The organism is Nonomuraea sp. ATR24 (assembly GCF_041950485.1).
Taxonomy (GTDB): domain Bacteria; phylum Actinomycetota; class Actinomycetes; order Streptosporangiales; family Streptosporangiaceae; genus Nonomuraea; species Nonomuraea ceibae.
This window is the reverse complement of sequence record NZ_JBGNUU010000003.1, coordinates 487,615-514,196: the sequence shown is the minus strand read 5'-3', so window position 1 is coordinate 514,196 and position 26,582 is coordinate 487,615. Positions and strand designations below refer to the sequence as shown.

Annotated in this window: 23 protein-coding genes; 9 read left to right on the top strand and 14 right to left on the bottom strand. The window is 72.8% G+C overall.

The window, feature by feature from the left end:
• Positions 1–37: 37 nt before the first annotated feature.
• The 5 genes from ACBI99_RS09955 to ACBI99_RS09935 form a co-directional block, all read right to left on the bottom strand.
• On the bottom strand, positions 38–958 hold the full coding sequence (locus ACBI99_RS09955) for an alkaline phosphatase family protein (protein WP_375072142.1): 921 nt from the start codon (positions 956–958) through the stop codon (positions 38–40).
• 8 nt (positions 959–966) lie between these two features.
• Entirely contained in the window at positions 967–1,743 is a 777-nt protein-coding gene (locus ACBI99_RS09950; protein WP_375072141.1) for a sugar phosphate isomerase/epimerase family protein, read from the bottom strand.
• A gap of 314 nt (positions 1,744–2,057) precedes the next feature.
• Positions 2,058–3,050, bottom strand: a complete 993-nt coding sequence (locus tag ACBI99_RS09945; RefSeq protein ID WP_364169202.1) for a LacI family DNA-binding transcriptional regulator — start codon at positions 3,048–3,050, stop codon at positions 2,058–2,060.
• A gap of 100 nt (positions 3,051–3,150) precedes the next feature.
• Positions 3,151–4,254: a hypothetical protein gene (locus ACBI99_RS09940; protein ID WP_219517996.1), complete on the bottom strand. Its 1,104-nt coding sequence runs from the start codon at positions 4,252–4,254 to the stop codon at positions 3,151–3,153.
• A gap of 157 nt (positions 4,255–4,411) precedes the next feature.
• Complete coding sequence (locus ACBI99_RS09935) at positions 4,412–4,969, bottom strand: TetR family transcriptional regulator (RefSeq protein ID WP_219517995.1); 558 nt, start codon at positions 4,967–4,969, stop codon at positions 4,412–4,414.
• Positions 4,970–5,052: 83 nt separating this feature from the next.
• Here ACBI99_RS09935 and ACBI99_RS09930 point away from each other — a divergent pair, with 83 nt between their 5' ends.
• Positions 5,053–5,778: an SDR family oxidoreductase gene (locus ACBI99_RS09930; RefSeq protein ID WP_357591526.1), complete on the top strand. Its 726-nt coding sequence runs from the start codon at positions 5,053–5,055 to the stop codon at positions 5,776–5,778.
• On the opposite strand, the gene ACBI99_RS09925 is transcribed toward ACBI99_RS09930, so the two are convergent.
• Positions 5,779–7,221 (bottom strand): LCP family protein, encoded by a 1,443-nt coding sequence (locus ACBI99_RS09925; RefSeq protein WP_375072140.1) that lies wholly within the window; start codon positions 7,219–7,221, stop codon positions 5,779–5,781.
• Positions 7,222–7,365: 144 nt separating this feature from the next.
• On the opposite strand from ACBI99_RS09925, the gene ACBI99_RS09920 reads away from it, so the two are divergent.
• From ACBI99_RS09920 to ACBI99_RS09905, 4 genes are all read left to right on the top strand, one after another.
• A complete protein-coding gene (locus ACBI99_RS09920; RefSeq protein WP_375072139.1) occupies positions 7,366–8,322 on the top strand; it encodes a hypothetical protein in 957 nt (318 codons plus the stop codon).
• Between the two features lie 60 nt (positions 8,323–8,382).
• A complete protein-coding gene (locus ACBI99_RS09915) occupies positions 8,383–9,546 on the top strand; it encodes an acetyl-CoA C-acyltransferase (protein WP_219507835.1) in 1,164 nt (387 codons plus the stop codon).
• The gene (locus ACBI99_RS09910; protein ID WP_219507807.1) at positions 9,543–11,636 is read left to right on the top strand and encodes a 3-hydroxyacyl-CoA dehydrogenase NAD-binding domain-containing protein; all 2,094 of its coding nucleotides are present in this window, start codon (positions 9,543–9,545) and stop codon (positions 11,634–11,636) included. Before ACBI99_RS09915 ends, ACBI99_RS09910 begins: the two co-directional genes overlap by 4 nt.
• A 92-nt stretch (positions 11,637–11,728) precedes the next feature.
• On the top strand, positions 11,729–12,172 hold the full coding sequence (locus ACBI99_RS09905) for an SSI family serine proteinase inhibitor (RefSeq protein WP_375072138.1): 444 nt from the start codon (positions 11,729–11,731) through the stop codon (positions 12,170–12,172).
• A 37-nt stretch (positions 12,173–12,209) separates the two neighbouring features.
• Here ACBI99_RS09905 and ACBI99_RS09900 read toward each other — a convergent pair whose 3' ends face one another.
• Positions 12,210–13,667, bottom strand: coding sequence for an amino acid permease (locus ACBI99_RS09900; protein WP_219507803.1), 1,458 nt, complete (start codon positions 13,665–13,667; stop codon positions 12,210–12,212).
• 40 nt (positions 13,668–13,707) lie between these two features.
• On the bottom strand, positions 13,708–15,588 hold the full coding sequence (gene dxs, locus ACBI99_RS09895; RefSeq protein WP_375072238.1) for a 1-deoxy-D-xylulose-5-phosphate synthase: 1,881 nt from the start codon (positions 15,586–15,588) through the stop codon (positions 13,708–13,710).
• Positions 15,589–15,735: 147 nt separating this feature from the next.
• Here dxs and ACBI99_RS09890 point away from each other — a divergent pair, with 147 nt between their 5' ends.
• Positions 15,736–16,590 (top strand): neutral zinc metallopeptidase, encoded by an 855-nt coding sequence (locus tag ACBI99_RS09890; protein WP_219507801.1) that lies wholly within the window; start codon positions 15,736–15,738, stop codon positions 16,588–16,590.
• Between the two features lie 142 nt (positions 16,591–16,732).
• On the top strand, positions 16,733–17,470 hold the full coding sequence (locus tag ACBI99_RS09885; RefSeq protein ID WP_357591533.1) for a neutral zinc metallopeptidase: 738 nt from the start codon (positions 16,733–16,735) through the stop codon (positions 17,468–17,470).
• Here ACBI99_RS09885 and ACBI99_RS09880 read toward each other — a convergent pair.
• The 5 genes from ACBI99_RS09880 to ACBI99_RS09860 all read right to left on the bottom strand — a co-directional run bounded on the left by ACBI99_RS09880 (position 17,467) and on the right by ACBI99_RS09860 (position 23,376).
• Complete coding sequence (locus ACBI99_RS09880; RefSeq protein WP_357591535.1) at positions 17,467–18,675, bottom strand: ROK family transcriptional regulator; 1,209 nt, start codon at positions 18,673–18,675, stop codon at positions 17,467–17,469. The two genes, ACBI99_RS09885 and ACBI99_RS09880, sit on opposite strands and share 4 nt — an antisense overlap.
• A gap of 35 nt (positions 18,676–18,710) precedes the next feature.
• A complete protein-coding gene (locus ACBI99_RS09875; RefSeq protein WP_357591537.1) occupies positions 18,711–19,973 on the bottom strand; it encodes an ABC transporter permease in 1,263 nt (420 codons plus the stop codon).
• Positions 19,970–20,722, bottom strand: coding sequence for an ATP-binding cassette domain-containing protein (locus ACBI99_RS09870; RefSeq protein WP_357591538.1), 753 nt, complete (start codon positions 20,720–20,722; stop codon positions 19,970–19,972). The genes ACBI99_RS09875 and ACBI99_RS09870 overlap by 4 nt, the downstream gene beginning before the upstream one ends.
• Before the next feature lie 61 nt (positions 20,723–20,783).
• Complete coding sequence (locus ACBI99_RS09865; RefSeq protein WP_219507790.1) at positions 20,784–21,899, bottom strand: sugar ABC transporter substrate-binding protein; 1,116 nt, start codon at positions 21,897–21,899, stop codon at positions 20,784–20,786.
• Between the two features lie 145 nt (positions 21,900–22,044).
• On the bottom strand, positions 22,045–23,376 hold the full coding sequence (locus ACBI99_RS09860) for an amidase (protein ID WP_375072137.1): 1,332 nt from the start codon (positions 23,374–23,376) through the stop codon (positions 22,045–22,047).
• Between the two features lie 53 nt (positions 23,377–23,429).
• Between ACBI99_RS09860 and ACBI99_RS09855 the strand changes: the two genes are divergently transcribed.
• Positions 23,430–24,866: a DUF5685 family protein gene (locus ACBI99_RS09855; RefSeq protein ID WP_375072136.1), complete on the top strand. Its 1,437-nt coding sequence runs from the start codon at positions 23,430–23,432 to the stop codon at positions 24,864–24,866.
• A gap of 61 nt (positions 24,867–24,927) precedes the next feature.
• On the opposite strand, the gene ACBI99_RS09850 is transcribed toward ACBI99_RS09855, so the two are convergent.
• Positions 24,928–25,653, bottom strand: coding sequence for a sulfite exporter TauE/SafE family protein (locus tag ACBI99_RS09850; protein WP_308125873.1), 726 nt, complete (start codon positions 25,651–25,653; stop codon positions 24,928–24,930).
• Positions 25,654–25,825: 172 nt separating this feature from the next.
• Between ACBI99_RS09850 and ACBI99_RS09845 the strand changes: the two genes are divergently transcribed.
• Positions 25,826–26,581 (top strand): neutral zinc metallopeptidase, encoded by a 756-nt coding sequence (locus ACBI99_RS09845; protein ID WP_375072135.1) that lies wholly within the window; start codon positions 25,826–25,828, stop codon positions 26,579–26,581.
• Position 26,582: the final 1 nt, after the last annotated feature.

Genomic DNA, 26,582 nt, shown 5'->3' with positions numbered 1-26,582 from the left:
GCCGTCATGACGAGTGTTCCCCTTTCCCGGCAGAAATTCAACAAGTGATGAAAATTGATCGCCCTTCCAGCCCCCAGGCCGGGTCCGGCTCCACGCCCAGCTCCGCCAGTGCCGTCGGGGCCACGTCCACCAGCCGCGCCTCGGGCAGCTCCGCCCCGCCCAGGTCCTCGCCCAGCCGGGCGGCGGCGACGAAGACCGTGCGCTCCTCGTCGGACGTGCCGCCGTGGCCGCCCTCGTCGACGTGGCCGTGGTCCGTGGTGACCAGCACCGTCCAGCGCTCGCCCGCGAACCCCGGCCGGGCGCGCACCGCGTCCAGGAACCGGCCCAGGTCGGCGTCCTGGAGGAGGAGCGCCGCCGTGTACTCGGGGGCGTGCGGGCCCAGGTCGTGGGCGACCTCGTCCGTGTCGCCCAGGTAGACGAACGTCAGGTCCGGCCCGGCGTCCGCCAGGAGGCGCTCGGCCTTGGCCGCGATCTCCCGGTCGGCGGCGGCGAACGTCATGGCGAACCCGTCGAGCACCACCCGGGTCCCGATGTCGCGGCCGAACGCGCCGTGCTCGTCCAGCGCCGCCCAGGAGAACAGCGCGGCCGTGGTGAGGCCGGGGCGGGCGTGGAGCGCCCGAGTCAAGAAGTCCGGATATTTCGTGAACTGCTGGCCGCTGAACCCGTTGTCCACGACGCCATGTTTGTCGGGCCACACCCCGGTGGCGATCGACGACCACCCCGGCCCCGAGTCGGTGCGCGCCCGGATCGTCCCCGGCGCCGCCTCATGCGGCTCCGGCACGACCTCCCCCGGCGACTCCGTACGGGGCGCCTCCCGCTCACCGTACGGAAGCCTGCTCGTCCCGTACACGCCGGACGCCATCAGCGAGGTCAGCACGGGAGGCCGCACGGCCAGGACACGATCGAAGCGCAGGCCGTCCATCCCGACGACCAGCACCTTGTTTCTCAGCTCGGACATCCCCCCATCTAAGCGCCGAATCGCCGCACCCAGGCGGCGGCCCCCGGCAGGATCTCCTCCACCGGGGCCACCTGCGGATACCAGGTCCGCTCCCACTCCAGCGACACCCAGCCGCGATAGCCGTGCGCGCGCAGCAGCCCGCCCGCCTCCTCCAGCGGCACCCCGCCCTCGCCCATCGCCACCGGCGTCGTGTCCGCAGCCGACACCGCGTCCTTGACCTGCACGTACTCCAGATACGGCGCCAGCGCCGCCAGCGTCGCCGCCGGCTCCTCCCCGTTGCGCCACGGGTGCAGCAGATCCCACAACGCCGCCGCCTGCGCCACCCCGGCCTCCCTCAGCAGCGCCGCCACGGCCGCCCCGGTCGCCATCTGGTCGTGCGTCTCCACCAGCACCTTGACCCCGAGCGCCGCCGCCTCCCCGGCCACCGCCCGCAGCCGCCGCGCCCCGACCGCCGGATCGTCCCCCCTCGGGAACACCCGCACCCCGCCCGCTCCCAGCTCGGCAGCCAGCCTCAGATCCTTCAGCAGCGCCTCCACCACCGGCCCGTCGTCCCCCGGCTCGCACAGCCGCACGTACCCGGCCAGCGCCGACACCTCCAGCCCGGCCGCCGCCACCCGCCGCCTCACCTCCCGCCGCTCCCCCGCCCCCAGCCCGGCATGCACCCCGGTGTCCTCATGCAGCCGCAGCTCCACCCCCGCACACCCGAACCGCCCCGCCACCGCCAGCGCCTCCCCCAGCCCGGCCCCCGGCATCCCCAGCGTGCTGACCGCCAACCGCATCGCCATCTCCTCACCCTCACTCACGACCCCGAACCCCATCCCGGCCCGACCTTCCCCGGACGAAACACCCCACCTACGGCGACCCGCTCCTCGGAGGGGGCCTTGCGGCCCTCTCCCACACTGGCCACCCCCGTGGACGGGCCACCCCCTCCGACTGCGGTCCCACGGAGGGGTTCGCGCCCCCTCGGGCCGCCGACCCTCCCCAGCGAAGGCGCCCCCGCCCCCGGGGAGGGGCCGGCCCCTCCGGTGGCAGCCACTGGGAGGGCCTGCGCCAAAGAGGCGCTCTCTGGGAAGTGGGCGTTCACCTGTACGGGGTTGGGTCAAGGGAGGGGTTTGACGCTTTCGCGGAGGACCACCTCGCCCGGGACGTTCTCCACCACGCGGGAGTCCCCGCCGCTCAGGGCCAGTTCGAGGGCCCGGGCTCCCATGTCCTTGAGCGGCAGCCGTACGGTGGTGAGCGAGGGAACCTGGTCACGCAGGGTGACGATGTCGTCGAACCCCGCCACGGACACGTCGTCGGGGACGCGGATGCCGCGCTCGCGGTAGGCGGCCAGGGCGCCGACGGCCATCACGTCGTTGACGGCGAAGACGCAGGTGGCGTCGCCCGTCTCCTGGGCGGCGGTGTAGCCGCCGTCGCGGTCGAAGGGCCCGTGGACGACGCGCGGCGCCGGGAGGCCGAGGTCGCGGACGGCGGTGACGAATCCGGCGCACCGGTCGGCGGCGGTCATGAGGTGCGGCGGCCCGGCGAGGACGGCGAAGCGGGTGTGGCCGAGCCCGGCGAGTGAGCGGGCGAGCGCGGCGGCGCCGTCGTGGTTGGCGGGGGCGACGGTGTCGACGCCGAGGAGGTCCTGGCCGACGCAGGCGACGCGGCCGCCGCTCGCCTGGTAGGCGGCGAGTTCGGCGGCGAGGCGCGCGGTCACGCGTTCGTCGGCGACGCGGGAGCCGGCCAGGAGGACGGCGCGGACGCGCTGGGCGTGCAGGGTGGCCACGTAGGCGATCTCCTGCTCGGGGTCGCGGTGGGTGGTGCCGACCATGACGAGCAGCCGTTCGCCGGCGGCGGTGCGCATGGCGCCGTCGGCGAGGGCGGCGAAGTACGGGTCGGTCAGGTCGTGGACGACGATGCCGATGACGTTGCCGGCCCCTCGCGCCAGCGTCTGGGCGGCGATGTTGGCGCGGTAGCCCAGTTCGTCGGCGGCGCGTTCGACGCGTGCCCGCAGTGCCGCGCCGACCTGGCGGGTGCTGCCGTTGAGCACCCGCGAGGCGGTCGCGAGCGAGACGCCCGCCTGCTTGGCGACGTCCTCCAGCGTGACCACGAGACCTCCCGGAAAGCGATTTCCAGTATGCCGGACCGGCATCTGGCTCCGCATCCTCGCACGCCTCGCCGCCGGATGACAGCGCGCGTGCCGGGGCTCGTCAGGCCCAGGGGAACAGGATGTCCAGCAGTCCGCCCTTCTTGCTCTCCGACGGCTGCGGCTGCGGCTGCTCGGTGGGCTCGGGGGGCTGGGTGGTCCGCTGCTCCTCGGGGGTCGGCTCCTTGGTCGGCTTGGGCTTCTTCTCCTCGACCTGGGGCCGGACCTGGTCGTCGCCGGTCTCGTTCATCTCGCGCACCTGGGACTGGGTGGCGCGGGTGGTGGGCCTGGCCGACTGCCGGGCGGTGCGGGTGGGCTGGGCCTCGTCCATCGCCGGGGAGCGGGTGGGGCGGACCCGGGCCGTGGTCGGCTCCTGGGAGGGGGTTACGGTCTGGGAGACGCTGGGTTCGGGCGTGGCCGTATCGGTGGCTTCGCCGATCGGGACGTCCGTAATGGCGTCCTGCGGGGCGGTGGGCGAGCTGAGCTCGCCGACGCTGGCGCACTTGCCGCCCGCGCACGGGTCGTCGGAGGACGTGCCGGTGAGCATCCAGCCGGCCGCCGCACCGGCCAGGACCACGGCGGCCGCCGCGACGAGCAGCACCCGGGTGCGGCGGCGCACCTCGCGCTCGCCGCCGTCGTGCTCGTCGCCGGAGCCGTCGGTCCAGCCGGAGCCGAGGAAGCCGCGCCTGGGCTCGTCGGCCTCCTCGCCGTAGCCGCGGTCGAGCGGCAGGTACGGGGGCTCGTCGGCGTCGTCGCGGTCCACCGGCCCGCTGTCGGCGTCGCCGGTGTAGTGCGGGCCGCTCGCCGCGTCACCCGTGTAGTGCGGGCCGCTGTCGGCGTCGCCCGTGTAGTGGGGACCGCTGGGGGCGTCGCCCGTGTAGTGCGGGCCGCTCGCCGCGTCGCCGGTGTAGAGCGCGTCGGCGGCGTACGCGGGGTCGCTGAAGGCGTCGCCCGCGTACGGGGCGGGCGCCGGCTGGTCGCCGCCGATGCGCTCGGAGGCGCCGTCGGCGTGCAGGACGTACGTCTCGCTGCCCGAGACCTGGATGGCCGGCTGCTCGTCGGTGTCCTCGGTGCTCCAGCGGGGGGACAGCACGTCGCCGGTCAGCTCGGGGTTTAACGCTCGCCCCTGCGCGTCCTCATAGGACTTGTCGTTCTCGTCGCGCGCCACGCTGAGCCTCTCTAGTACGAATACGGACCGCGACCTTTCTTAACAGAATCAACCCCAACTTGTCCGGAAATTTCACCTGTTTCGCTAAAACTACGCTGCGTAACTTCGGTCACTCCGGCAACATCACCGGCCACACGCAGTACGGACCCGGAACGGCTCAGAGCCCGGCGGCGAGCACGTCCAGAGCGGCCTTGACCCGCTCGATCGGCACCCCCTGGTCGCGCACCTGCCGGGCCAGCAGCGGCGCGGCGAGCGGCGCCAGCAGCGCGTCGGCCAGGCAGTAGACGTCGGCGTCGGGGCGCAGCCGCGCGATCAGCAGCGCCAGGTGCGCGCGGTAGGCGTCGTACGCGCCCCCGAACCGGGCGTACGGCCCGGCGGTCTCGGCCATCACCAGCAGGTCGAGTTGCTCCACGGTCCGGTCGGCGAGCGCGGCCAGGAAGGCGCGGACCCGCTCGCGCGGCTCGGCGCCCGGCCCGAGCGGCGGGGGCCCGTCGAGGAAGGCCGCCTGGAACTCCCGCTCGCGCTCGTCGATGAGCGCGTACGCCAGCCCGGACCGGTCGCCGAAGCGGCGGTAGAGGGTGCCGACCCCGACCCCGGCGGCGGCGGCGACCTCGGCCATCGACAGCCCGGCGACCCCTTCGGCGGCCACGATGGCGGCCGCGGCGTCGAGGATCCTCTCCCGGTTGCGGGCCGCGTCACGTCTCACGCCCCTCATCTTCCCTCACTTGCCATCCGGAACACATTCCGCTTACTGTTGAAGCGGAACTGATTCCGCTTGACTGAGAAGGAGACGCAGTGATGAGAGTCGCTCTGGTGACCGGTGGCAGCAGAGGCATCGGCGCGGCCATCGCGCACCGCCTGGCCGCCGACGGGTTCGACGTGGCGATCACGTACGCCTCGGCCGCCGGCAGGGCCGCGCAGGTGGTCGCGGACGTGGAGGCGGCCGGGCGGCGCGGCCTGAGCCTGCGGGCCGAGGCGGCGCGCGCCGAGGACCTGGTGGCCGCCGTCGAGGACACGGTGGCCGCGTTCGGCAGGCTGGACGTGGTGGTCAGCAACGCCGGCATCGCCCCGTACGGACCTCTGGAGGACGTGACACTCGACGAGGTGGACCGCACGCTGGCCGTGCACGCGCGGGCGGCGTTCGTGCTGGCGCAGGCGGCGGCCAAGCACCTGCCCGAGGGCGGCAGGATCGTCACGATCGGCAGCAGCCTGGCCGAGCGGGTCCCGTACCCGGGCTGGACCCTCTACGCGATGAGCAAGTCGGCACTCAGCGGGCTCACCAAAGGCCTGGCCCGCGACCTCGGCCCGCGCGGCATCACCGCCAACCTCGTGCACCCCGGCTCCACCGACACCGAGATGAACCCGGCCGACGGCCCGGACGCCGACGACGAGCGCTCCTACACGGCGCTGGGCCGCTACTGCGACCCCGGCGACATCGCCGCGACCGTCTCCCACCTGGTGGGCGAGGGCGGGCGGTCGATCACGGGGGCGGCGATCGCGGTGGACGCGGGCGTCACCGCCTGACTAGAGGCACGGGTTCGTGGAGCTGTCGACGACCTTGTCCTTGAGCGAGTCGGGGATCGTCGACACGACCCGGACGCCGGGCCAGTCGGCGCCGATGACGAGCTGGACGGACGGGCCGGGGGGCGGCGTGGCGGCGCTCTTGTACGGCTCCGCGGACACCAGCCTGACCTTGCCCGCCACCGGGGTGCGCTTGTCCTTCGACAGCCGGGCGGCCACCGCCTCGGCGTACGCGGGGCCCTGGGCGGCGTCCTTCTTGGCGTAGCGGATCGTGGTGGTGTCCGCCGGGGCGGCGTTGCCGACATGGGTCACGACGAAGCCCTGCGCGGCCAGCTCCTCGGCCACGACGCCGGCCTTGCCCTGCTCGCCGGTGGCGTTCAGCACCTGGACGCGCACCTGCTCGTTCTTCACCTTCGGGGCGGAGCTGGGGGCGGCCGGGCCCTTGGTCGCCGTCACCTCCACGTCCTCGCGCACCCGCTTGAAGAAGTCCGACGCCGCGGGCTCGCTGAACTGGACCCGGTTCTTGTCCGCCGGGTACGGCTCGGTGGGCACCGTGATGCCCTTGAGCTCCTTGGCCGTCATGCCGCTGACGCTGTTGGCGATCTCCAGCATGCGCTCGGGCGTGAGCTCGCTGTCGACGGTCACCGCCTTGATCCCGGCGCGCAGGAACGCGTCGAGCGCGATCGGGTCGGTGAGCAGGCCGCCGTCGGTGACCTTCTCCATCACCTTGGTGAGGAACACCTGCTGGCGCTGGATGCGGCTCAGGTCGCTGCCGTCGCCGAGCGCGTAACGGGTGCGCACGTAGCCGAGCGCCTGCTCGCCGTTGACGACGTGCTTGCCGGGCCCGAGCACGAACTTGGCCTGCGGGTCGTTGACCGCCTTGGGCAGGCAGATCTCGATGCCCTTGATCGCGTCGATGATGCCCTTGAAGCCGGTGAAGTCGACCTTCACGAAGTGGTTGATGTGGATGTCGGTGAGCGCTTCGAGCGTCTTGATCGTGCAGGCCACGCCGCCGTCGTTGAACGCCGAGTTGATCTGGCCGATCCCCGCCGGGCGGACGCCGCCGCCGCGCAGCTCGCACTCCGGCATCATGACCATCGAGTCACGCGGGAAGCTGATCATGGTGGCCTTGTCCCGGTCGGGCGAGAGGTGCAGCAACATGATCGTGTCGGTGCGCTCGCCCTTGCCCTGCGACAGCGCCCCGTACTTCTTGTTGTCGCCGTCACGCGAGTCGGAGCCGATGAGCAGCACGTTCAGCGCGCCGGTCTCCCGGGGGCGGTCCGTGCCGAGCTGACCGGTGAGATCGGACTGCTTCAGCTCGCCGTAGATGCTGCGGTAGTAGCCGTACGCCGACAGCGTGACCACCACCAGCACGCCGGTCAGCACGACGCCCACCCAGCCCGCCGGGGTCAGCCGCCGGGCGGTCCGTGAGTTCGCGTTTCCCACGCTGCGCCCCTCAGAAGATGATCAGATCGGGCAGCATACTGAGAAACGGGCCATCGCCCGAAATGATCGCCGATGAACCTAGGGCTCCATGCGAACTCGGTGAATCCGGGACGTCACACACCGTTGTCCCGCATCATGACATCCATGCCCCCGACCAAGATCGCGCCCCCTCCCGGCGCGTCCTCCGTGGCCGCCCTCCGCGCGCGGGCGCTCGCCGCACGGCGGGCCGCCCGCATCGCGCTGACCTCGTCGATCGCGCTGCTCTGCGCCGTCCAGCTCATCGCCGAACGGGCTCCCGCCGGGCAGGACACGCTGCCGCTCGCCGTGCTCGCCCTGGCCGTCACCCTCGGGGCGCCGCCCGCGCTGGCGCTCACCCAGGCCGTCTGGGGCGTGCGGGCCCGCGCCGTCCGCCGCCGCGAGAGCGAGCTGTACGCCGCCCCGCCCTCCCCCGGGCTCGCCCTCGGCCGCCTCGCAATGGCGGCCGGCTGGGCGGTGCTCGTCCTGCTCGCCTGCGCGGTGCCCCAGCTCTTCACCGCCGCCGGCCACCCCGCCCCCGCCGGCGCCCTGACCATCCCCCTCACCGTCGCCACCACCGCCACCGCCTGCCTCGCAGCCTGGTGGACCACCGCCCGAAAGCCCGGCCGCGCGGCCTCGTGGGCGCCTCCCCGCAGCGGGCCTGCTCACGTCGGCGCGGTGCCGCCGTCGGCATCGGCCACCCCGAGCGGGCCTGCCGAAACGCGGGCGGCGAGGCCCGGCCGGATGGGGCGGACAGGGCGGTCGGGCCGGTGGGCGGCTCCCCGCCACCGGGACGCCACCCCCCGCAGCGGGCCCGCCCGCGTCGGCGTGGCGTCGCGTTCGGGGGGAGCGGGCCGGGGTGGGCGGGGGGCGGCGTCCGGGTGGGCGGGGAAGGTGCCGGGGGATCCGTGGGATCCGGGGCGCGGGGCGCGTACGGGAGGGTGGGGGCGGGTGTCGTGGGCCTGTGCCGTCGCGGGGATCGTGGCCCTGGTCGGCGCCCGCGCGCACCTGTGGGACCCGCACGTCGCCGCCGTGCACGCCCTGCTGGCCGCGACGCTCGTCTGCGGAGTAGTTACTGGCGAGTAGCATGGGCGAGGAAGCTGTCCAGCAACGAGGAGCGAATCCGTGCCTTCCTCTCGTGACGTCGTGTTCGTCGACGGCGTGCGCACGCCTTTCGGCAGGTCGGGGCCGAAAGGGCTGTACGCGGAGACCCGCGCCGACGACCTGGTCGTCCGCGTCATCCGCGAGCTCATCCGGCGCAACCCCGGCCTGCCGCCCGAGCGGGTCGACGAGGTCGCGATCGCCGCGACCACCCAGATCGGCGACCAGGGCCTGACCATCGGCCGTTCGGCCGCGGTGCTGGCGGGCCTGCCCAAGTCGGTGCCCGGTTACGCGATCGACCGCATGTGCGCGGGCGCGATGACCGCGGTCACCACGGTGGCGGGCGGCATCGCGTTCGGCGCCTACGACGTGGCCATCGCGGGCGGCGTCGAGCACATGGGCCGTCACCCGATGGGCGAGGGCGTCGACCCGAACCCGAGGTTCCTGTCGGAGAAGCTGGTCGACCCGAGCGCCCTGGTCATGGGCATGACGGCGGAGAACCTGCACGACCGCTACCCGTCGATCACCAAGGACCGCGCCGACGCCTACGCGGTGCTGTCGCAGGAGAAGGTCGCCAAGGCGTACGCCGACGGCAAGATCCAGCCCGACCTGGTGCCGACGGCGATCCGCACGGCCGAGAAGGGCTGGGGCCTGGCGGTCCAGGACGAGGCGCCCAGGCCGGGCACCACGGCGGAGGCGCTGGCCGGGCTGAAGACGCCGTTCCGGCCGCACGGCAACGTGACGGCGGGCAACTCGTCGGGCATCAACGACGGCGCCACCGGCTGTGTGGTCGCCGCCGCCGACGTGGCCGCGGAGCTGGGGCTGAGCGCGAAGATGCGGCTGGTGTCGTACGCGTTCGCGGGTGTGGACCCGGAGGTGATGGGCGTCGGCCCGATCCCGTCGACCGAGCGGGCCCTCCGCCTGGCAGGTCTGGATATTTCGGATATCGGGCTGTTCGAGATCAACGAGGCGTTCGCCGTCCAGGTCCTCGCGTTCCTGGAGCACTTCGGCATCGCCGACGACGACCCCCGGGTCAACCCCTACGGCGGCGCGATCGCCTTCGGCCACCCGCTGGCCTCCTCGGGCGTGCGGCTGATGACGCAGCTCGCCCGCCAGTTCGGCGAGCGCCCCGACGTGCGCTACGGCATCACCACCATGTGCGTCGGCATGGGCATGGGCGGCACCGTGATCTGGGAGAACCTGGCATGAGCGACATCGAGACCTGGCGCGCGCTGCTGAGCGACCGCAACGCCGACGAGGTGGTGACCAAGGCCCTCGTCCGCGACGTCGAGCTGCCCGGCGGCGCGGGCACGATGGCCCTCATCACGCTCGACAACGGCTTCGACCACACCAAGCCCAACACGTTCGGCCCGCACGGCCTGTTCGCGCTCAACGGCGCGCTGTCGGAGATCGCCGCCCGCACCGACCTGGTCGCGGTGGGCGTGACCGGCAAGCCGTTCATCTTCGGCGTCGGCGCCGACCTCAAGGGCGCGGCCCAGGTGACCTCCCGCGAGGAGGCGCTGGCCATCGGCGCGCTGGGCCACCACGTGTTCCGGCGGCTGGGCGAGCTGGGCATCCCGTCGTTCGCGTTCGTCAACGGCGCGGCCATGGGCGGCGGCCTGGAGATCGCGCTGCACTGCACCTACCGGACGATCTCCTCCGGCGTCCCGGCGGTAGCGCTGCCCGAGTGCTTCCTCGGCCTCGTGCCGGGCTGGGGCGGCACGCAGCTGCTCCCCCGCCTGGTCGGCCCGGCCAACGCGATCAAGCTGATCATCGAGAACCCGCTGAGCCAGAACCGCATGGTCAAGGGCGCGCAGGCGTACGAGCTCGGCGTGGCCGACGCGCTGTTCGAGCCCGCCGACTTCCTGGAGGAGTCGCTGCGCTGGGCCGCCCGCGTGCTCCAGGGCGCCGAGCAGGTGTCGCGCCCCGACCACACGGCGGGCGACTGGGACAAGACGGTCGCCGACGCCCGCTTCCTGGTCGACCTGAAGCTGCACGGCGCCTCCCCGGCCCCTTACCGGGCGCTCGACCTCATCGCGCTGGCCCGTACGGCCTCCCGCGACGAGGGCTTCGCGGCCGAGGACGAGGCGCTGGCCGACCTGCTGATGAGCGACGAGCTGCGGGCCGGCCTGTACGCCTTCGACCTGGTGCAGCGGCGGGCCAAGCGCCCGGCCGGCGCGCCCGACAAGGCGCTGGCGCGCAAGGTCACCAAGGTCGGCGTCGTCGGCGCCGGGTTGATGGCCTCGCAGATGGCGCTGCTGTTCGCCCGCCGCCTGGAGGTCCCGGTCGTGCTGACCGACCTCGACCAGGCGCGCCTGGACAAGGGCGTCGGGTACGTGCACGCCGAGGTGGACAAGCTGCTGGCCAAGGGCCGGATCTCCGGCGACCAGGCCAACCGGCTCAAGGCGCTGGTGACCGGGTCGCTGACCAAGGACGCCTTCGCCGACGCCGACTTCGTCATCGAGGCGGTCTTCGAGGACCTGGCGGTCAAGAAGCAGGTGTTCGCCGAGGTGGAGGCCGTGGTCTCGGCCGAGTGCGTGCTCGCCACCAACACCTCGTCGCTGTCGCTGACCGAGATGGGCGCGGACCTGAAGCACCCCGAGCGGCTGGTCGGCTTCCACTTCTTCAACCCGGTCGCGGTCATGCCGCTGCTGGAGATCATCCGGGGCGCGGCGACGGACGACGCCACGCTGGCCACCGCGTTCGCCGTCGGCAAGTCGCTGAAGAAGTCGTCGGTCCTGGTCAAGGACGCCCCGGCGTTCGTGGTCAACCGGCTGCTCACCCGGTTCATGGGCGAGGTCATCACCGCCGTCGACGAGGGCACGCCGCTGGAGACGGCCGAGCACGCGCTGGACGGCCTCGGGCTGCCGATGACGCCGTTCGCGCTGCTGCAGCTCGTCGGCCCGGCCGTCGGCATGCACGTGGCCGGGACGCTGCACGAGGCGTTCCCGGACCGGTTCGGCGTCTCGGCCAACCTGGCCAAGCTCGTCGCCTCCGGCAAGCCCGGCGTGTACGGGGCGGACTTCTCGCTCGACCCCGAGGCGGTGGCGTTCTTCGCGGGCGGCGACCGCCCGTCCACGGCCGAGCAGGTGCGCGAGCGGGTGCTCGGCGCGCTGTCCGAGGAGATCCGGCTCATGCTGGAGGAGGGCGTGGTGGCCGCGCCGCAGGACATCGACCTGTGCATGATCCTGGGCGCGGGCTGGCCGTTCCACCTGGGCGGCATCACCCCGTACCTGGACCGCAGCGGTCACTCGCGGTCACGCTTCCTGCCGCCGGGGGTGGCCTCTCTCCCGGCTTGACCTGGTCTTTGAGGAGGTCCGCCCGGCGGGCCTCCTCAACGGCCGTCACTGTCCGTCGTAGCGTGTGGTCCCTCGCTACGAAGGGAGACACCATGTTGAAGGCGGTCGGCGCGCTGGCGCTGAGCGGAGCCTTCCTGTTCGCCGCGGCGGCTCCGGCGCTCGCGGATCCGGCCCCGCGATCGGACCAGCACTCGGACCAGCGATCGGCCCTGCGATCGGACCAGCGGCCGGAGCAGCGGTCGGCGCTGCGCGTCCTGGTCGCGGAGAAGGGCGGCGAGACCAAGGCCGTCACGCTGACCTGCGACCGTGACGGCGGCACCCACCCGTCGCCGCGCGCGGCCTGCCGGCTGCTGCGCAAGGCGGGCGGCGACCCGGCCAGGCTGGCGGCCTCGCCCGGCCAGGTCTGCACCAAGGAGCTGCGCCCGCACGCGGTCGTCGTGGCCGGCATGTGGCGGGGCAAGCCCGTCGTCTTCGGCCGCGTCTACAGCAACGCGTGCCTGATGCGCGCGGCGGGCGGGGCGGTCTTCACGCTCTGACCGCCCCTTCCGGGGGTGGCCGCCCGCCCCCGGACCGTCAGAGGCCCTGCCGGGCCCTGCTGTGGCGCCTGCCGTACAGGAAGTAGAGCACGGCGCCGATGACCATCCAGATGACGAACCGCAGCCACGTCTCGACGGGCAGGTTGAGCATCAGGTAGAGGCAGGCGAGCACGGCCAGGATCGGCAGCACCGGCACGCCCGGCGCGCGGAAGGCGCGTTCGAGCTCCGGCCGGGTGCGGCGCAGGATGATCACGCCGGCGGAGACGACGACGAACGCGAACAGCGTGCCGATGTTGACCAGCTCGGCCAGCGCGCCCAGCGAGATGAACCCGGCCAGCACCGCCGCCACCGCGCCCACGATCGCCGTCAGCAGCGCGGGCGTGCCGGTCCTGGGGTTGACCTTGGCCAGCGGGCGGGGCAGCAGCCCGTCGCGGCACATCGCGAACAGCACCCGGGTCTGGCCGAGCATGAGGATCATCACCACGGTGGTCAGGCCGGCGATCGCGCCGATGCTGATCAGCGTGGCCGCCCACGACTGGCCGACGGCGGTGAAGGCGTCGGCCAGGGGCGCGCTGCTGCTCAGCTCGGTGTAGTGCTGCATGCCCACCACGACGAGCGAGACCGCGACGTACAGGATCGTGCAGATGGCCAGTGAGCCGATGATGCCGCGCGGCACGTCGCGCTGCGGCTCGATGGTCTCCTCGGCGGCGGTGGCGACGATGTCGAAGCCGATGAAGGCGAAGAACACGATCGCGGCGGCGGAGAAGACGCCGAGCACGCCGAAGGCGACGGGCGTGATGCCGAACAGCACCTGGATCAGCGGCGCCTGGACGCCCTCGACGGTCGGGGTGGCCTCGGGCGCGGGGATGAACGGCGTGTAGTTGGCCGCCTTGACGAAGAACAGCCCGGCCACGATCACCAGCAGGATGACGGCGACCTTGATGACCACGATGGCCAGGTTGACCCGGGAGGACAGCTTGATCCCGGCGATCAGGACCCCGGTGAGGATCAGCACGATGATCATCGCGGGCAGGTTGACCACCGGCTCGTCCCCGGCGATCGAGGCGGGCAGCTCGATCCCGATCGAGGACATCAGCGAGGCGAAGTAGCCTGACCAGCCGACGGCGACCACGGCCGCGGCCAGGGCCATCTCCAGCAGCAGGTCCCAGCCGATGATCCAGGCGGGGAACTCGCCCAGCGTGGCGAAGGCGAAGGTGTAGGCGGAGCCTGCCACCGGGATCGTGGAGGCGAACTCGGCGTAGCACAGCGCCGCCAGGCCGCAGACGACCGCGGCGACCACGAACGAGATCGCCACGGCCGGACCGGCCATCTCCTTGGCCACCTGGCCGGTCAGCACGAAGATGCCGGTGCCCACGATCACGCCGATGCCGAAGACGGTCAGGTCCACGGCGTTCAGGCGCTTGCGGAGCTGGTGCTCGGGGGCTTCGGTGTCGCGGATCGACTGCTCGACACTCTTGGTGCGAAAGATATCCACGGTGAGCGACCTTCCCCCACCGCGGATGATCAACCGCCTGCTACGAAGGGCTTACCACGGGGGAACCGCGCCGGGCGACGGCCTCGGTGATCTGCCGGGCCAGGTCCTGCCCGGTGAGCCCGATCCGCCCGAGGATGGCGGCCCGCTTGGCGTGGTCGAGGAACTCCTGCGGGATGCCGTAGGAGCGCACCGGCACGTCCACGTCGGCGTCGCGCAGCAGGCGCGAGACGGCGTCGCCGACGGCGCCCACGCGGCCGTTGTCCTCGACGACGGCGACGAGCTTGTGCGCCTGCGCCGCGCCGACGAGGGCCTCGTCGAGCGGCTTGACCCAGCGCGGGTCGACCACGGTCGAGGAGATGCCCTGCGCGTCGAGCAGGACCGCCGCCTCCATGCACGCCTGCGTCATCGGGCCGACGCCGACCAGGAGCACGTCGGGCTCGCCGGAGGCGGGCTCGCGCAGCACGTCCATCGTGCCGAGGCTGCCGACGGGCTCGATCGCCTCGGCGACCGGGCCCTTGGGGAAGCGCAGCGCGGTGGGCCCGTCGGAGACGGCCACCGCCTCGCGCAGCAGCTCGGTGAGCCGCCTGCCGTCGCGCGGCACGGCGACCCGCAGGCCGGGCACCACCTGGAGGATCGACAGGTCCCACATGCCGTTGTGGCTGGCGCCGTCGTCGCCGGTGACGCCCGCCCGGTCGAGCACCACGGTGACCGGCAGCCGGTGCAGCGCCACGTCCATCAGGAGCTGGTCGAAGGCGCGGTTGAGGAAGGTGGCGTAGACGGCGACCACCGGGTGCATGCCGCCGAGGGCCAGGCCGGCGGCGCTGGTGAGGGCGTGCTGCTCGGCGATGCCGACGTCGTAGATGCGCTCGGGGAACGCCTCGGCGAAGGCGGCCAGGCCGGTCGGGTGGAGCATCGCCGCGGTGATCGCCACCAGGTCGTCGCGCTCGTGGCCGAGCCGGACCAGCTCCTCGCTGAAGACGTTGGTCCAGATGCGGCCCTTGGGCTTCTCGGCGCCGGTGGCGCGGTCGAAGGCGCCGGGCGAGTGGAACTGGTCCTCGTCGTGGTTCTCGGCGGGGCTGTAGCCGCGGCCCTTCTGGGTGAGGGCGTGCACGATGACCGGGCCGCGGAAGCCGCGGGCCTTGCGCAGGGCCGCCTCCATGGCCTGCTCGTCGTGGCCGTCGATGGGGCCGACGTATTTCAGGCCGAGGTCCTCGAACATGGCCTGCGGGGCGATGACGTCCTTGACGCCCTTCTTGATGCCGTGCAGGGCGTCGTAGAGCACGGGAACGTTCCCGATCTTGCCCTTGACGTACTCCAGCATGTCCTCGTAGCGGCGGTTGACGCGCAGCGACGACAGGTGGGAGGCGAGCCCGCCGATGGTCGGCGAGTAGGAGCGGCCGTTGTCGTTGACGACGATGACGATCGGCAGGTCCTTGGCCCCGGCGATGTTGTTGAGCGCCTCCCAGGCCATGCCGCCGGTCAGGGCGCCGTCGCCGATCACCGCGACGACCGTGCGGTCGTGCTCGCCGCGCAGCTTGAACGCCTTGGCCAGGCCGTCGGCGTAGGACAGCGCGGTCGAGGCGTGGGAGTTCTCGACGAAGTCGTGCTCGGACTCGGCCCGGCTCGGGTAGCCCGACAGGCCGCCCTCCTGCTTGAGCGCGTCGAACCCGGCGGCCCTGCCGGTCAGCAGCTTGTGCACGTAGCCCTGGTGCCCGGTGTCCCACACGACCGGGTCGCGGGGGGAGTCGAAGACGCGGTGGATGGCGATGGTCAGCTCCACCACCCCCAGGTTGGGCCCCAGGTGCCCGCCGAACTTCGCGCACGAGTCGACGAGCAGGTCCCGCACCTCACCCGCCAGCCGCGGCAGCTCCTCGGCAGCGAGCCTCTTGACGTCGTGCGGTCCCTTGACTGAGTCCAGCAACCCGCTCACGGATCAGACTCCCCTCTGGTCTTGTACGCCGACGCAAGGAGTCTAGTTCGCGGACGACACGCTGACCTCATCGAGTCAAATGCGCCCACATTTGTCAGAACTTGACCTAGTCTTTCCCTCACTATGAACACTCTCCCCATGAAGAAACTGTCGTCACTGCTGGCTGCCGGGGTGATCGTCTCCCTGGCGGGCGCGGGGACGGCGGTCGCCGAGGCGAACACTGCCAAGGCAGCAGCACAGAACGTCGCACAGGTCACGCAGGCTCAGCAGCAGCAGACGACGACCGCCGTCCCCCGGGGCAAGGCGGCCGCCACGCACAACCCGCTGTACAAGACGGGCCGGCTGGCCTCGTCCAACTGCCGTCCCGGCAGCCTGCCCCGGGGCAGCACGGCGGCCTACAAGCGCTTCCTCAGCCGGGTCACCAACTGCCTGAACAAGTCGTGGGCCTCGCAGTTCCGCAAGGCCCGCCTGTCGTTCAGCAAGCCGCGGCTGCGCATCACCACCCGTAAGCTCAGCAGCCCCTGCGGGCGCTGGGTCGGCGGCGCGGACGGCTACTACTGCTCGTCCAACCGCACGATGTACATGCTCATCACCAAGACCCAGCTGCGCAACCCCGACCCGATCGGCATCGCCCGCCTGATGGCGCACGAGTACGGCCACCACGTGCAGGCGATCTCCGGGATCTGGAACTACTACGGCCCGGCCTACAACCGCGCCAGCGGCTCCGCCAGGCTCCAGCTCTCGCGCCGCTCGGAGCTGCAGGCCGAGTGCTTCTCCTCGGTCTTCATGCGCTCGGTGCGCGACACCCTGCCCGTCGACTCCGGTCGCTGGGCGCAGATCGTGGACTGGTTCCACGACCACGGCCACGAGGGCTGGGCACAGAACGACCACGGCAAGGGCCCGTCGCAGGCGTTCTGGATGAAGCGGGGCTTCAGCTCCGCCTCCCCGGGCTCCTGCAACACCTGGCGGGTCTCGTCCCGCTACGTCGCCTGATCCTGCTCGTCCGTGCGGCCGCACTGCTGCGGTGCGGCCGCACCTTCTGGCGACAAATGCCACATACAACCCTCCAAAAACACCATGAACTGGTCTAGTATCCGCGATCGTGCGTACTCCCCTTATCGCAGCCTCTGTCTGCATGATCGCGGGTCTGGCCCTATCTGGTACGGCTAGCGCCGAGACGAAGTCCGCGAGCTCGGGGCTGCCGGCCGTACTGACCAAGAACAAGATCTACCGGTCGGGCACCCCCTCCACCCTGACCTGCGCGATCCCCGAGATCCGCGAGGGCAGCACCTCCTCCGTCAAGACCTTCCACCGGGCCATGGCCAGGTGCGCCAACCGCTTCTGGGCCGCCCGGTTCAAGGCCGCCGGGATGCGCTACTCGCCGCCGAAGGTGTCCGTCACCTCCGGCAGCCGCTCGGTGTGCGGCACGATCACCACGAACGGCGCCCAGTACTGCCCGGCCCAGCGCACGATCGCGATCCGGATCCAGAAGCGCGACCTGCGTGACCCGTTCAAGATGAACATCGCGCACTCCGTCGCCCACGAGTGGGGCCACCACGTGCAGGAGCTCACCGGCATCCTGGACGCGCAGAACCGGCTCTACTGGCGGGCCGGCGCCAAGGCCCGCACGACGCTCAGCCACCGCCTGGAGATGCAGGCCGAGTGCTTCGCCGGCGTCTTCTACAGCGCCACGATCGACTCGGTCGACCCGGGCATCACCTGGGGCCAGTGGGTCGACGCCATCCGGCAGGCCGACGAGAGCAAGGTCCACGGCAAGCCGCGCAACCTCGCCTACTGGCAGAACCGCGGCTACAGCGGCGGCTCGGCACGCTACTGCAACACCTGGACGGCGCCCAACTCCCGCGTCGCCTAACTTCCGGCCCTGGCCAGCACCTCGAGAGGGTCGGCGAGCACGTGGGCGAAGGCCAGCTCGGCCGCGCCCACGAGCGTCGCGTCGTCGGCCAGGGACGAGGTCCGCAGCCGCAGCCGCTCGCGCTGCGGCGCCATCGCGTGCAGGGTCAGCCGGCTGCGCACCTGGGCCGCCGAGCCGAGGTAGACCTCGCGCAGCATCCCGCCGAAGATCACCATTTCCGGGTTGAAGATGTTGACCAGGTTGGCGATGCCCAGGCCGAGCCAGTCGCCGACCCGCTTGAGCGCCTCCTGCGCCACGATGTCGCCCCGGTCGGCCGCCTCGACCACCGCCCGGACCGCGTCGCGGCCGTGCTGGCCGGAGCGGAACCGGCCGGCCGCCTCCAGCAGCGCCCGCTCCCCCACCTCGGCCTCCAGGCAGCCGTACGAGCCGCAGCCGCAGGCCCGGCCGCCCGGGTTGACCACGATGTGGCCGACCTCGCCGCCGTAGCCGTCGTGGCCGCCGAGCAGGTGGCCGCCGGTGATGATGCCGCCGCCGATGCCGACGTCGCCGTGCAGGTAGATCAGGTCCTTGACGGCGGCGCCGACCCCGCGGCTGTGCTCGGCCAGCGCCGCCAGGTTGGCGTCGTTGCCCACGCTCACGGGCAGGCCCAGGCCGAGCCTGCGGCCCAGCTCCTCGCCGAACGGCACCGCCTCCTCGACCCCCAGGTTGGGGCCGAAGGCGACCACGCCGTCGGCCTTGCGCACCCCGCCCGGCACCGCGGCGGCGGCGCCCACGCAGACCGTGTCGTCGCGGGTGCGGCGGCGCATCTGGCGGGCGAACCCGGCCAGCACCCCCGCCAGCTCGCCCAGCGCCGGCGACCCGCGCTCGCGCGCCACCTCCCGGCGGTCCAGGATGAGCCCGCCGAGGCCGACCCGCGCCACCGCGAGCCGGTCGGGGCTCACGTCGAAGGCGAACACGTACACCCGCGACGACTCCGGGCGCACCACCAGCGACGGGCGGCCGGCGCGGCCCGTCTCGCGCGGCAACTCCTCGCGCACCAGCCCGGCGGCCGTCAGGTCGGAGGTGAGCGCCATGATCGTGCTGCGGTTGAGCCCCATCCGCGAGGTCAGCTCGGCCCGCGAGATCGGCCCGCCCAGGTGGACATGGCGAAGCAGCGCGCCGAGATTGTGGCGCCTGATGTCCTCCTGCGAGGGGCCGGCACGCATCGTCTGAGGTTCCTTCAACGGGTGGAAGTCGCTGATCACCTTAGACCAGCGGAGGCCGCCCGTTTGCGCGCCAGCGCGTCCACGCCCGCGGCCAGCAGCAGGACGCATCCGGTCACCAGATACTTCACGCTGGAGCCGTAACCCATCAGGGCCATGCCGTTCTCGATCACCGCGACGACCGCGCCGCCGAGGATCGCGTCGACCACCCGGCCCTTGCCGCCGAACAGGCTCGTGCCGCCGATCACCGCCGCGCCGACCGCGTACAGCAGCACCGAGCTGCCGCCCGTGTTGGGGTCGACGGAACTGGCCCGGGAGGCGGCGATGACGCCGCCGACCGCCGCCATGGCCGAGCAGATCACGAACGCGCTGACCTTGATCCGGTCCACCGCGATGCCGGCCCTGCGGGCCGCCTCCGCGTTGCCGCCGACCGCGTAGATGTGCCGCCCGAACGCGGTACGGCGCAGCACGAACGTCCACAGCACCAGGAGCGCCAGGATCACCGGGACGACGATCGGCACGCCGGTGAGCGAGGTGATCAGCGGGTTGCGGCTGCGCTCCAGGTTGAGCACGTACACCGCCAGGCCCGCGATGACCGCCAGCGAGCCGACCCGGACCGCGATCAGCGACAGCGGGTCGGCGACCAGCCCGCGCCCGGCCCGCCGCCTGGCCCGGACGAGCTGGACGGCCGCGTAGATCGCCACGCACGCCGCGTACAGCCCCCAGCCGAGCCACGGCGGGAGGTTGCGGCCGGCGATCGCGACGATCACCTCGTCCCTGATCGAGATGTTCTTGCCCTCGTCGACCAGCACCAGCACCAGGCCCTGGAAGGCGAGGAAGGCGGCCAGCGTGACCACGAACGACGGGATGCCGACCTTGGCCACCAGCGAGCCGAGCACGACGCCGATGACCGCCCCGGTGGCGACGGCGGCCAGCACGCACACGTACCACGGCAGGCCGAGCGAGGTGAGCGTCACCGCGAGCACCGCCGCGCAGACGCCGCTGGCGAACCCGGCCGACAGGTCGATCTCGCCCAGCAGCAGCACGAACACCAGGCCCATCGCGATCACCGTGATCGCGGCGCCCTGCGTGAACAGGTTGGCGAAGTTGATCGGGCTGAGGAAGGACGGGCGGGCGATCGCGAAGACCGTGCAGAGCACGACCAGGCCGAGCACGGCCGGCAGCGCGCCCATGTCGCCGCCGCGCACGCGCTCGGCGTAGGCGCGCACGCTGTGCCCGATCGACGGGGCCTGCACCGCGGTGGCGATGGCCTCGCCGGGCAGTTCCTTGACCTTGTTCATGACACGATCCCCAGGTCTCCGCTGCGGCCGGACGTGATCAGTTCGACGACCTGCGCGTGCGTCACGTCGGCGGTCCTGACCTGCGCGGCCATCCTGCCGAGGTAGAGCGCCGCGATCTGGTCGGAGACGGCGAACACGTCGTTCATGTTGTGCGAGATGAGCACGACGGCCAGGCCCTTGTCGGCGAGCCTGCGCACCAGTTCGAGCACCTGGGCGGTCTGGGCGACGCCGAGCGCGGCGGTCGGCTCGTCGAGGATGACGACCTTGCTGTTCCACAGCACGGCCTTGGCGATGGCGACCGTCTGCCGCTGGCCGCCGGACAGGCTGGAGACCTGCTGGCGGATCGACTTGACGGTGCGCACGGACAGGCTGCTCAGCGTCTGCTCGGCCAGCTCCTCCATCGACGCCTCGTCGAGCACGAGGCCCCGGCGGCGCTCGCGGCCCAGGAACATGTTCTGGACGATGTCGAGGTTGTCGCAGAGCGCCAGGTCCTGGTAGACGATTTCGATGCCGAGCTCGCCCGCGTCGCGCGGGCCGTGCACCTGGACCGGGCGGCCGTCGAAGACGATCTCGCCCGAGTCGATCGGATAGATGCCGCCGACGCACTTGACGAGCGTCGACTTGCCGGCGCCGTTGTCGCCGACCAGCGCGGTGACCTCGCCCGCATGGGCGGAGAACGCGACGTCGTGCAGGACCTGCACGGGCCCGAAACTCTTGTCGATCCCGCGCACTTCGAGCAGGGGGGTCATGTGGCTCCCTCGGGTCGGGCCCGGCCCGCGCGGCGGGCGCGGGCCGTGCCCTGTGCCGTCACTACTGGATTCCCGCCTCGGCGCACTTGTCGGCGAAGTCGCCGGTGCACAGCTCCTCCTTGGTGACGTAGCCGTCCGCCACCACGTCCTTGACGTTCTCGAAGTAGATCGCCTGCGGCTCCATCAGCTCGGCCGGGACGTCCTGGCCGGTCTCCGGGTCCTTGACGCTGCCGCTCGCCGCGGGCTTCTCGCCCTTGGCCAGCGCGACCGCGAGCTTGGCGGCGGCGTCGGCCTCCTTCTTGACGGCCTTGTAGACGGTCATGCACTGGTCGCCCGCCAGGATGTTCTGCAGGCCCTGCACGGTGGCGTCCTGGCCGGTCACCGGCACCTTGCCGTTGAGCTTGTTCTTCTTCAGCACGGTGATGGCGGCATTGCCCAGGCCGTCGTTGGCGGCCAGCACGCCGGCGATCTTCGGCTCGCTGGTGAGCATCTGCTCGAAGATGGTGCCGGCCTGGGTGTTGTCCCAGTCGGGCACGGCCTGGTCGGGGCCCTTGACGTACTCGCCCGCGTCGAACTTGGGCTTGAGCACGCCGTCGTAGCCCTCCCTGAACAGGGTCGCGTTGTTGTCGGTCGGCGAGCCGTTCAGGTAGGCCACGATGGGCTTGTCGGCCTTCTTGTCGGCCAGGCACTTGCTCAGGCCCTCGCCCTGGAGGGTGCCGACCTTGGTGTTGTCGAAGCTCACGTAGTAGGCGGCGCCGCCGCCCAGCGTCAGCCGGTCGTAGTCGATGGTGGCCACGCCCTGCGACTTGGCCTTGTCGATGACGGTCTTGCCGGTGCCGCTGTCCAGGTTGACGATCATCAGGACGGTCGCGCCGTTCGTGATCATCTGGTCGGCGATGGTCTGGAAGGCCGTCTTGTCGTTCTGGGCGTTCTGGATGTCGTAGGCCACGCCCGCGGCCTCGAACGCCTCCTGCAGGTACTTGCGGTCCGCCGTCTCCCAGCGGGCCGACGACTTGCTGTCGGGCAGGATGACGCCGATCTTGCCCGTGGCCGCCGGTGAGGAGGCGGCCGGGGCCGAGGAGGTCGTGGTGGTCGTCCCGCCGTCGCCCCCGCAGGCGGTGAGACCGAGAGCGAGCGATGCTGCCGCGGCGGTCAAGCTGAGGATCCCCTTGCGCATGGGTGCAGGGTCCTTTCTTCCGGAGGGGCCCGGATGAATGTTGTTTGCGGCAACGTATTCCGGGATGGCCTGCTTTGGAAGACCCGCGGCGGGGGGAGTTTGTTGTTCCCGGTAACAATCCAGACACGCCCTGCCGCCGGGCGGATCACCTGGGCCCGGGTCGCCCGGCCTTCTCCGCGGCCTGGAACAGCAGGTGCTCACTGCCAGGGCGGCACACCAGTTGCAGCCCTGCCGGCAGGCCGTCCACCAGCCCGGCGGGCACGGTCAGCGCGGGCAGGCCCAGCACGTTCCACGGGCTGGTCAGCGCGAGCAGCGCGGCGCGGACGGCGACGGTTCCGCCGTCCAGCACGACCTCGCGCCCCTGGAGCCGGGGCGCGGTGAGCGGCACGGCGGGCAGCGCGAGCACGTCGTGCCCGCCGTCGAACAGCTCGGCGACCACGCCGCCGAGCCGCCGCCGCTCCTCCATCGCCCGCACGTACCGCCACCCCGGCACCTCGGCCGCGACCCGCAGCCGCTCGAGCACCTCCGGGTCGAACAACCCCGGAGCGCCCGCCAGCCGCTCCGCGTGCACGGCCGCCGTCTCACAGCTCTGGATCACCGTGTACGTCTCCCGCAACCGCGCGCCGACGCCCTCGGGCAGCTCCACCACGTCCGGCGCCCCGGCCGCCACCCGCGCCAGGGCGGCCACCCGGGGATCGCACGGGGTCAGGCCGGCGGGATCCAGCCACGCCGTCCGCACCTCCCCGCCGTCCTGCGCCGGACGCTCGTCCGCCAGGCACGCGTACGCCAGCAGGCAGTCCTCCGCCCGCCCGGCCAGCACGCCCACGTGGTCGAGCGTGACCGACAGCGGGAAGACGCCGTCGGCGCGGATCGCCCCGTACGCGGGCTTGAAGCCGGCGACCCCGCACAGCGCGGCCGGGATGCGCACCGAGCCGCCCGTGTCGGTGCCGAGCGCCAGCGGGACGATGCCCGCCGCCACGGCCGCGCCGCTGCCGCCGCTGGAGCCGCCCGACATGCGCTCCGGGTCCCACGGGTTGCGCGAGGGCCCGTTGGCCGACCGGTCGCCCGTCGGCCCGTACGCGAACTCGTGCGTCGTCGTCTTGCCGACGATCACCGCGCCCGCCTCCCGCAGTCGCGTCACGCAGGCGGCGTCGGTGTCGGGGACGTAGCCGGCGAAATGCCGTGAGCCCATCGTCGCGGGCAGGCCCGCCACCATGATCAGGTCCTTGACGCCGACCGGTATCCCGTGCAGCGGCCCCCGGTCGGCGCCCTCGGCCAGCTCGCGGTCCGCCGTCCGGGCCGCCTCCAGCGCCCCCTCGGCGTCGACGGTGACGAACGCGTTGAGCGCCGGGCCGAGCCGCGCGGCGGCCTCCAGCGCCAGCCGGGCCAGCTCGGCGGCGGTGACGCGGCCGGCGCGCAGGTCGAGGGCGAGGTCGGAGACGGTACGGCCGGCGAACGGGCCTGGGGTGACGGGCATGGCGATCCTCTCGGTGCTACGGTGGGCTCCGCCATACTGCACAAAGGGGACGTATGTTCGGCATTGTCCGCCCGTGTCGGCACGTCATGTGCAAAGGGCTGTACGCGGACTGGATGGCGCACCTGTGCGGGCTGTGCCTGGCGCTCCGCGACGAGCACGGGCACCTGTCCCGCCTGGTGACCAACTACGACGGCCTGCTCGTGTCCGTCCTCACCGAAGCCCAGACGGCCGGCGCGCCCGCCCGCCGCCAGGCCGGGCCCTGCCCGCTGCGCGGCTTCACCGGCGCCTCCGTGGCCCACGCCGAAGGGGCCAGGCTGGCGGCCTCGGTGTCGCTGCTGCTCGCCGCCGGGAAGATGCGCGACCACGTGGCGGACGGCGACGGCCGGTACGCCCGCCCCCTGGTCGCCGCGGGCGCCTCCCGCCTGGCGCGCCGCTGGACCAGCGCGGGCGCCGCCACGGCCGGCGCCCTCGGCTTCGACCCCCGGCCCCTCACCGCCGCCGCCTCCCGCCAGGCCCTCCTCGAACACCCCCCGGCCCCCGCCCGCACGCCTCCCGCCCACCCGGACGGCGAGCCCCCGCCGGCCCGGCCCCGCCCCGGCCTCCGGACGCACCCCACACCGCTGACGGAGACACCCGGCAGGCCGCTCACGGGACCCGCGCCCCTTAGGGAGGGACACAGCAGGCCGCCCTCCGGGCCGCAACCGGGCAACGCGCCGCAGGGGCGCGGTGCGCCGCTCTCCGGGTCGCAGGCCGGGCGGGCGGGCCTTGCGGTCTCGCAGGTGCCGGTCCCCCGGGCGGGCGGCGGTTCGCTCGCGGAGGCCGGGGCCCTCGTGCGGCCTGAGGGCGCTCCGGTGCTGGCCGCCGTGGGGTTACGGGAGGTGACCGGGCCGACCGAGGAGGCGGTGGCCGCCGCGTTCGGGCACACGGCGGTGCTCGCCGGGCGGCCGGGCAACCAGCAAGCACTAAAGGCGGCGGGAAGGGCGTTCGGGCGGCTGGCGCATCTGCTCGACGCCGTGGAGGACCTGGCCGACGACCGGGCGAACGGCGCGTACAACCCGCTGGACGCCACCGGCACCGGTCTGGCCGAGGCGCGCCGCCACTGCGACGCCGCGCACACCGTCCTGCGTGAGGCGGTGGACGAGCTGGACCTGCCCCGGCCGGGTCTGGCTCGTGCGCTGCTGGTGCGGGAGACCGGCCGCGCCGTCACCCGCGCCTTCGCCACCGGCAGCGGGCAGTCCCCGGTGGACGACCCGAAGGCGCCGGGGCGGCGCAGGCAGGATCCGGGCGGCCTGCTGTCGTTCATGTGCGCGTCGCTGACCTGCTGTACGTGCGGGCTGTACCGGCCGGAGTGGGACGAGGAGCACGAGAGCTCGTTCTGCCAGCGGTGCGACTGCTCGGGCTGGGACTGCTGCTCGAACTGCGACTGCGGTTGCTGCTGCTCGGAGGACGGCGGCTGCGGCTGCGACGGCTGCAGTTGCGGCTGCGACTGACCCGGGCCGCGATCACCCCGAAGGCTACCGGCCCGGAGACGACCGGCCCGGCGGCGGGGGGTCAGGCCAGGGCGGTGACGACGAGGAGGCCGAGCGCGGAGGCCGCGGCGACGACCAGGACGGCGACGCGGACCCGGCCCTGGTCGAGGTGGCGGCGCAGCGGCCCGGACAGGGCGAAGCCGAGGATCATCGGCACGACGAGCGCGCCCCCGGTGGCCAGGGCGCGCACCGGCAGGCGGTCGACCAGGGCGAGGACGGCGATCGACTGGGCGGCGCTGAGGAAGAAGAACATGGCCAGCGTGGCCCGGATCTGCGGCCCCCTGGCGTTCTGGTAGACGAGGGCGAGGGGCGGCCCGCCGATGCCGGTTGCGGTGCCGGTGACGCCCGACAGGAACCCGGCCGAGGTGATCGTCGCCCCGTTGCGCGGCACGCTGAACGCCCGCGCGGTGAGCCCCACGGCGGCCAGCACCATGACCGCCACGAAGACGCTGAGCGCGTGGATGGACACGTACACGACGATGAACGCCCCCACCACGCTGCCCGGGAGGCGGCCGAGGAGCGCGAAGCCGAGCCCGCGCCAGTCGACCCGCCGCCACTCGGCGGCGAGCGTGAACAGCGGCAGCGTCATGTTGACCACCTGCATCGCACCCGGCATGACGCCCGGGTCTAGCATGGTGAGCACGGGCACGCCCACCAGCCCCAGCCCGAACCCGACGCTGCCCTGCACCACCGCCCCGGCGAGCACCGCCGCCCCGCCGACGACCAGGACCAGCACCTCATGAGTCACGAAGAGGAGTCAACCACCACAACCTCCCCAAGACCGAGGCGGACGACCGAGGCGGGCGTACGGGCACGTGGACGGGGTGCGGACCGAAGCGAGCGTACGGGCACGGGACCGGGGTGCGCGCCGGGGCGGGCGGGCGTCCGGGCCGGCTGGAGATCGCCTAAGCTGCGTGATCGTGCGTCTGCTTCTCACCCTCCCGCTCCTCCTGTCGTCCGGGTTCGCGCTGCCCGCCCAGGCCCAGAGGCCGTACGTGGATCCGCTGGCGGCGACCGGCAGGATGGCGGCGGCGGCGTGCCCGGAGCCGGAAATCGTCCAGGGCGGGATCCCGCGCACCCGCGAATACCTCACCACGATCACGAAATGTCTGGACAAGTCGTGGTCAAAGCACCTCGCCGGGACGCGCCGGACGTTCCGCAAGCCCATCGTGCGCTACTACGACGAGCCCGCGCCGCGCGTGTGCGGCCTCGACTGGCCCGAGGGGGCCGCCGCCTTCTACTGCACCGAGCGGGCCACGCTGGTGTTCCCGCTGACGGGCCGCTGGATCGAGGACCGTACGGACCTCTACCCCCTCAAGGTGGCCGCGCACGAGTACGGCCACCACGTGCAGAGCTTGACCGGGATCAGGAAGCACTACGAGAGCGCCGCCGCCAGAGCCGGGCGGGCGCGGCGGGCGGAGCTGGGGCGGCGCTACGAGCTGCAGGCCGACTGCCTGTCGGGGGTGTTCCTGGGCAGCGTGTGGGGCTCGCTCGGCCGCGGCCGGGGCGACTGGGAGTCCCTGCTCGACGCGACCCGCGCCAGCGGTGACGACGACGGCGAGCGGCGCAGCCACGGCAAGGGCGCCAACCGGGCCTACTGGCTCAAGCGCGGCTTCACCACGCAGCGGCCCGGCTCCTGCGACACCTGGCCGGCCCCGCCCGCCCGCGTCGCCTGAG

What these genes read in the sequence shown, in the direction of transcription:
- ACBI99_RS09885 (WP_357591533.1), top strand. Translation starts at nt 16,733, where the DNA reads ATGATCGCGGGTCTGGCCCTATCTGGTACGGCTAGCGCCGAGACGAAG.
- ACBI99_RS09910 (WP_219507807.1), top strand. Translation starts at nt 9,543, where the DNA reads ATGAGCGACATCGAGACCTGGCGCGCGCTGCTGAGCGACCGCAACGCC.
- ACBI99_RS09935 (WP_219517995.1), bottom strand. Translation starts at nt 4,969, where the DNA reads ATGAGGGGCGTGAGACGTGACGCGGCCCGCAACCGGGAGAGGATCCTC.
- ACBI99_RS09955 (WP_375072142.1), bottom strand. Translation starts at nt 958, where the DNA reads ATGTCCGAGCTGAGAAACAAGGTGCTGGTCGTCGGGATGGACGGCCTG.
- ACBI99_RS09920 (WP_375072139.1), top strand. Translation starts at nt 7,366, where the DNA reads ATGCCCCCGACCAAGATCGCGCCCCCTCCCGGCGCGTCCTCCGTGGCC.
- ACBI99_RS09890 (WP_219507801.1), top strand. Translation starts at nt 15,736, where the DNA reads ATGAAGAAACTGTCGTCACTGCTGGCTGCCGGGGTGATCGTCTCCCTG.
- ACBI99_RS09905 (WP_375072138.1), top strand. Translation starts at nt 11,729, where the DNA reads ATGTTGAAGGCGGTCGGCGCGCTGGCGCTGAGCGGAGCCTTCCTGTTC.
- ACBI99_RS09930 (WP_357591526.1), top strand. Translation starts at nt 5,053, where the DNA reads ATGAGAGTCGCTCTGGTGACCGGTGGCAGCAGAGGCATCGGCGCGGCC.
- ACBI99_RS09855 (WP_375072136.1), top strand. Translation starts at nt 23,430, where the DNA reads ATGTTCGGCATTGTCCGCCCGTGTCGGCACGTCATGTGCAAAGGGCTG.
- ACBI99_RS09875 (WP_357591537.1), bottom strand. Translation starts at nt 19,973, where the DNA reads ATGAACAAGGTCAAGGAACTGCCCGGCGAGGCCATCGCCACCGCGGTG.
- ACBI99_RS09950 (WP_375072141.1), bottom strand. Translation starts at nt 1,743, where the DNA reads ATGGCGATGCGGTTGGCGGTCAGCACGCTGGGGATGCCGGGGGCCGGG.
- ACBI99_RS09870 (WP_357591538.1), bottom strand. Translation starts at nt 20,722, where the DNA reads ATGACCCCCCTGCTCGAAGTGCGCGGGATCGACAAGAGTTTCGGGCCC.
- ACBI99_RS09860 (WP_375072137.1), bottom strand. Translation starts at nt 23,376, where the DNA reads ATGCCCGTCACCCCAGGCCCGTTCGCCGGCCGTACCGTCTCCGACCTC.
- ACBI99_RS09880 (WP_357591535.1), bottom strand. Translation starts at nt 18,675, where the DNA reads ATGCGTGCCGGCCCCTCGCAGGAGGACATCAGGCGCCACAATCTCGGC.
- ACBI99_RS09865 (WP_219507790.1), bottom strand. Translation starts at nt 21,899, where the DNA reads ATGCGCAAGGGGATCCTCAGCTTGACCGCCGCGGCAGCATCGCTCGCT.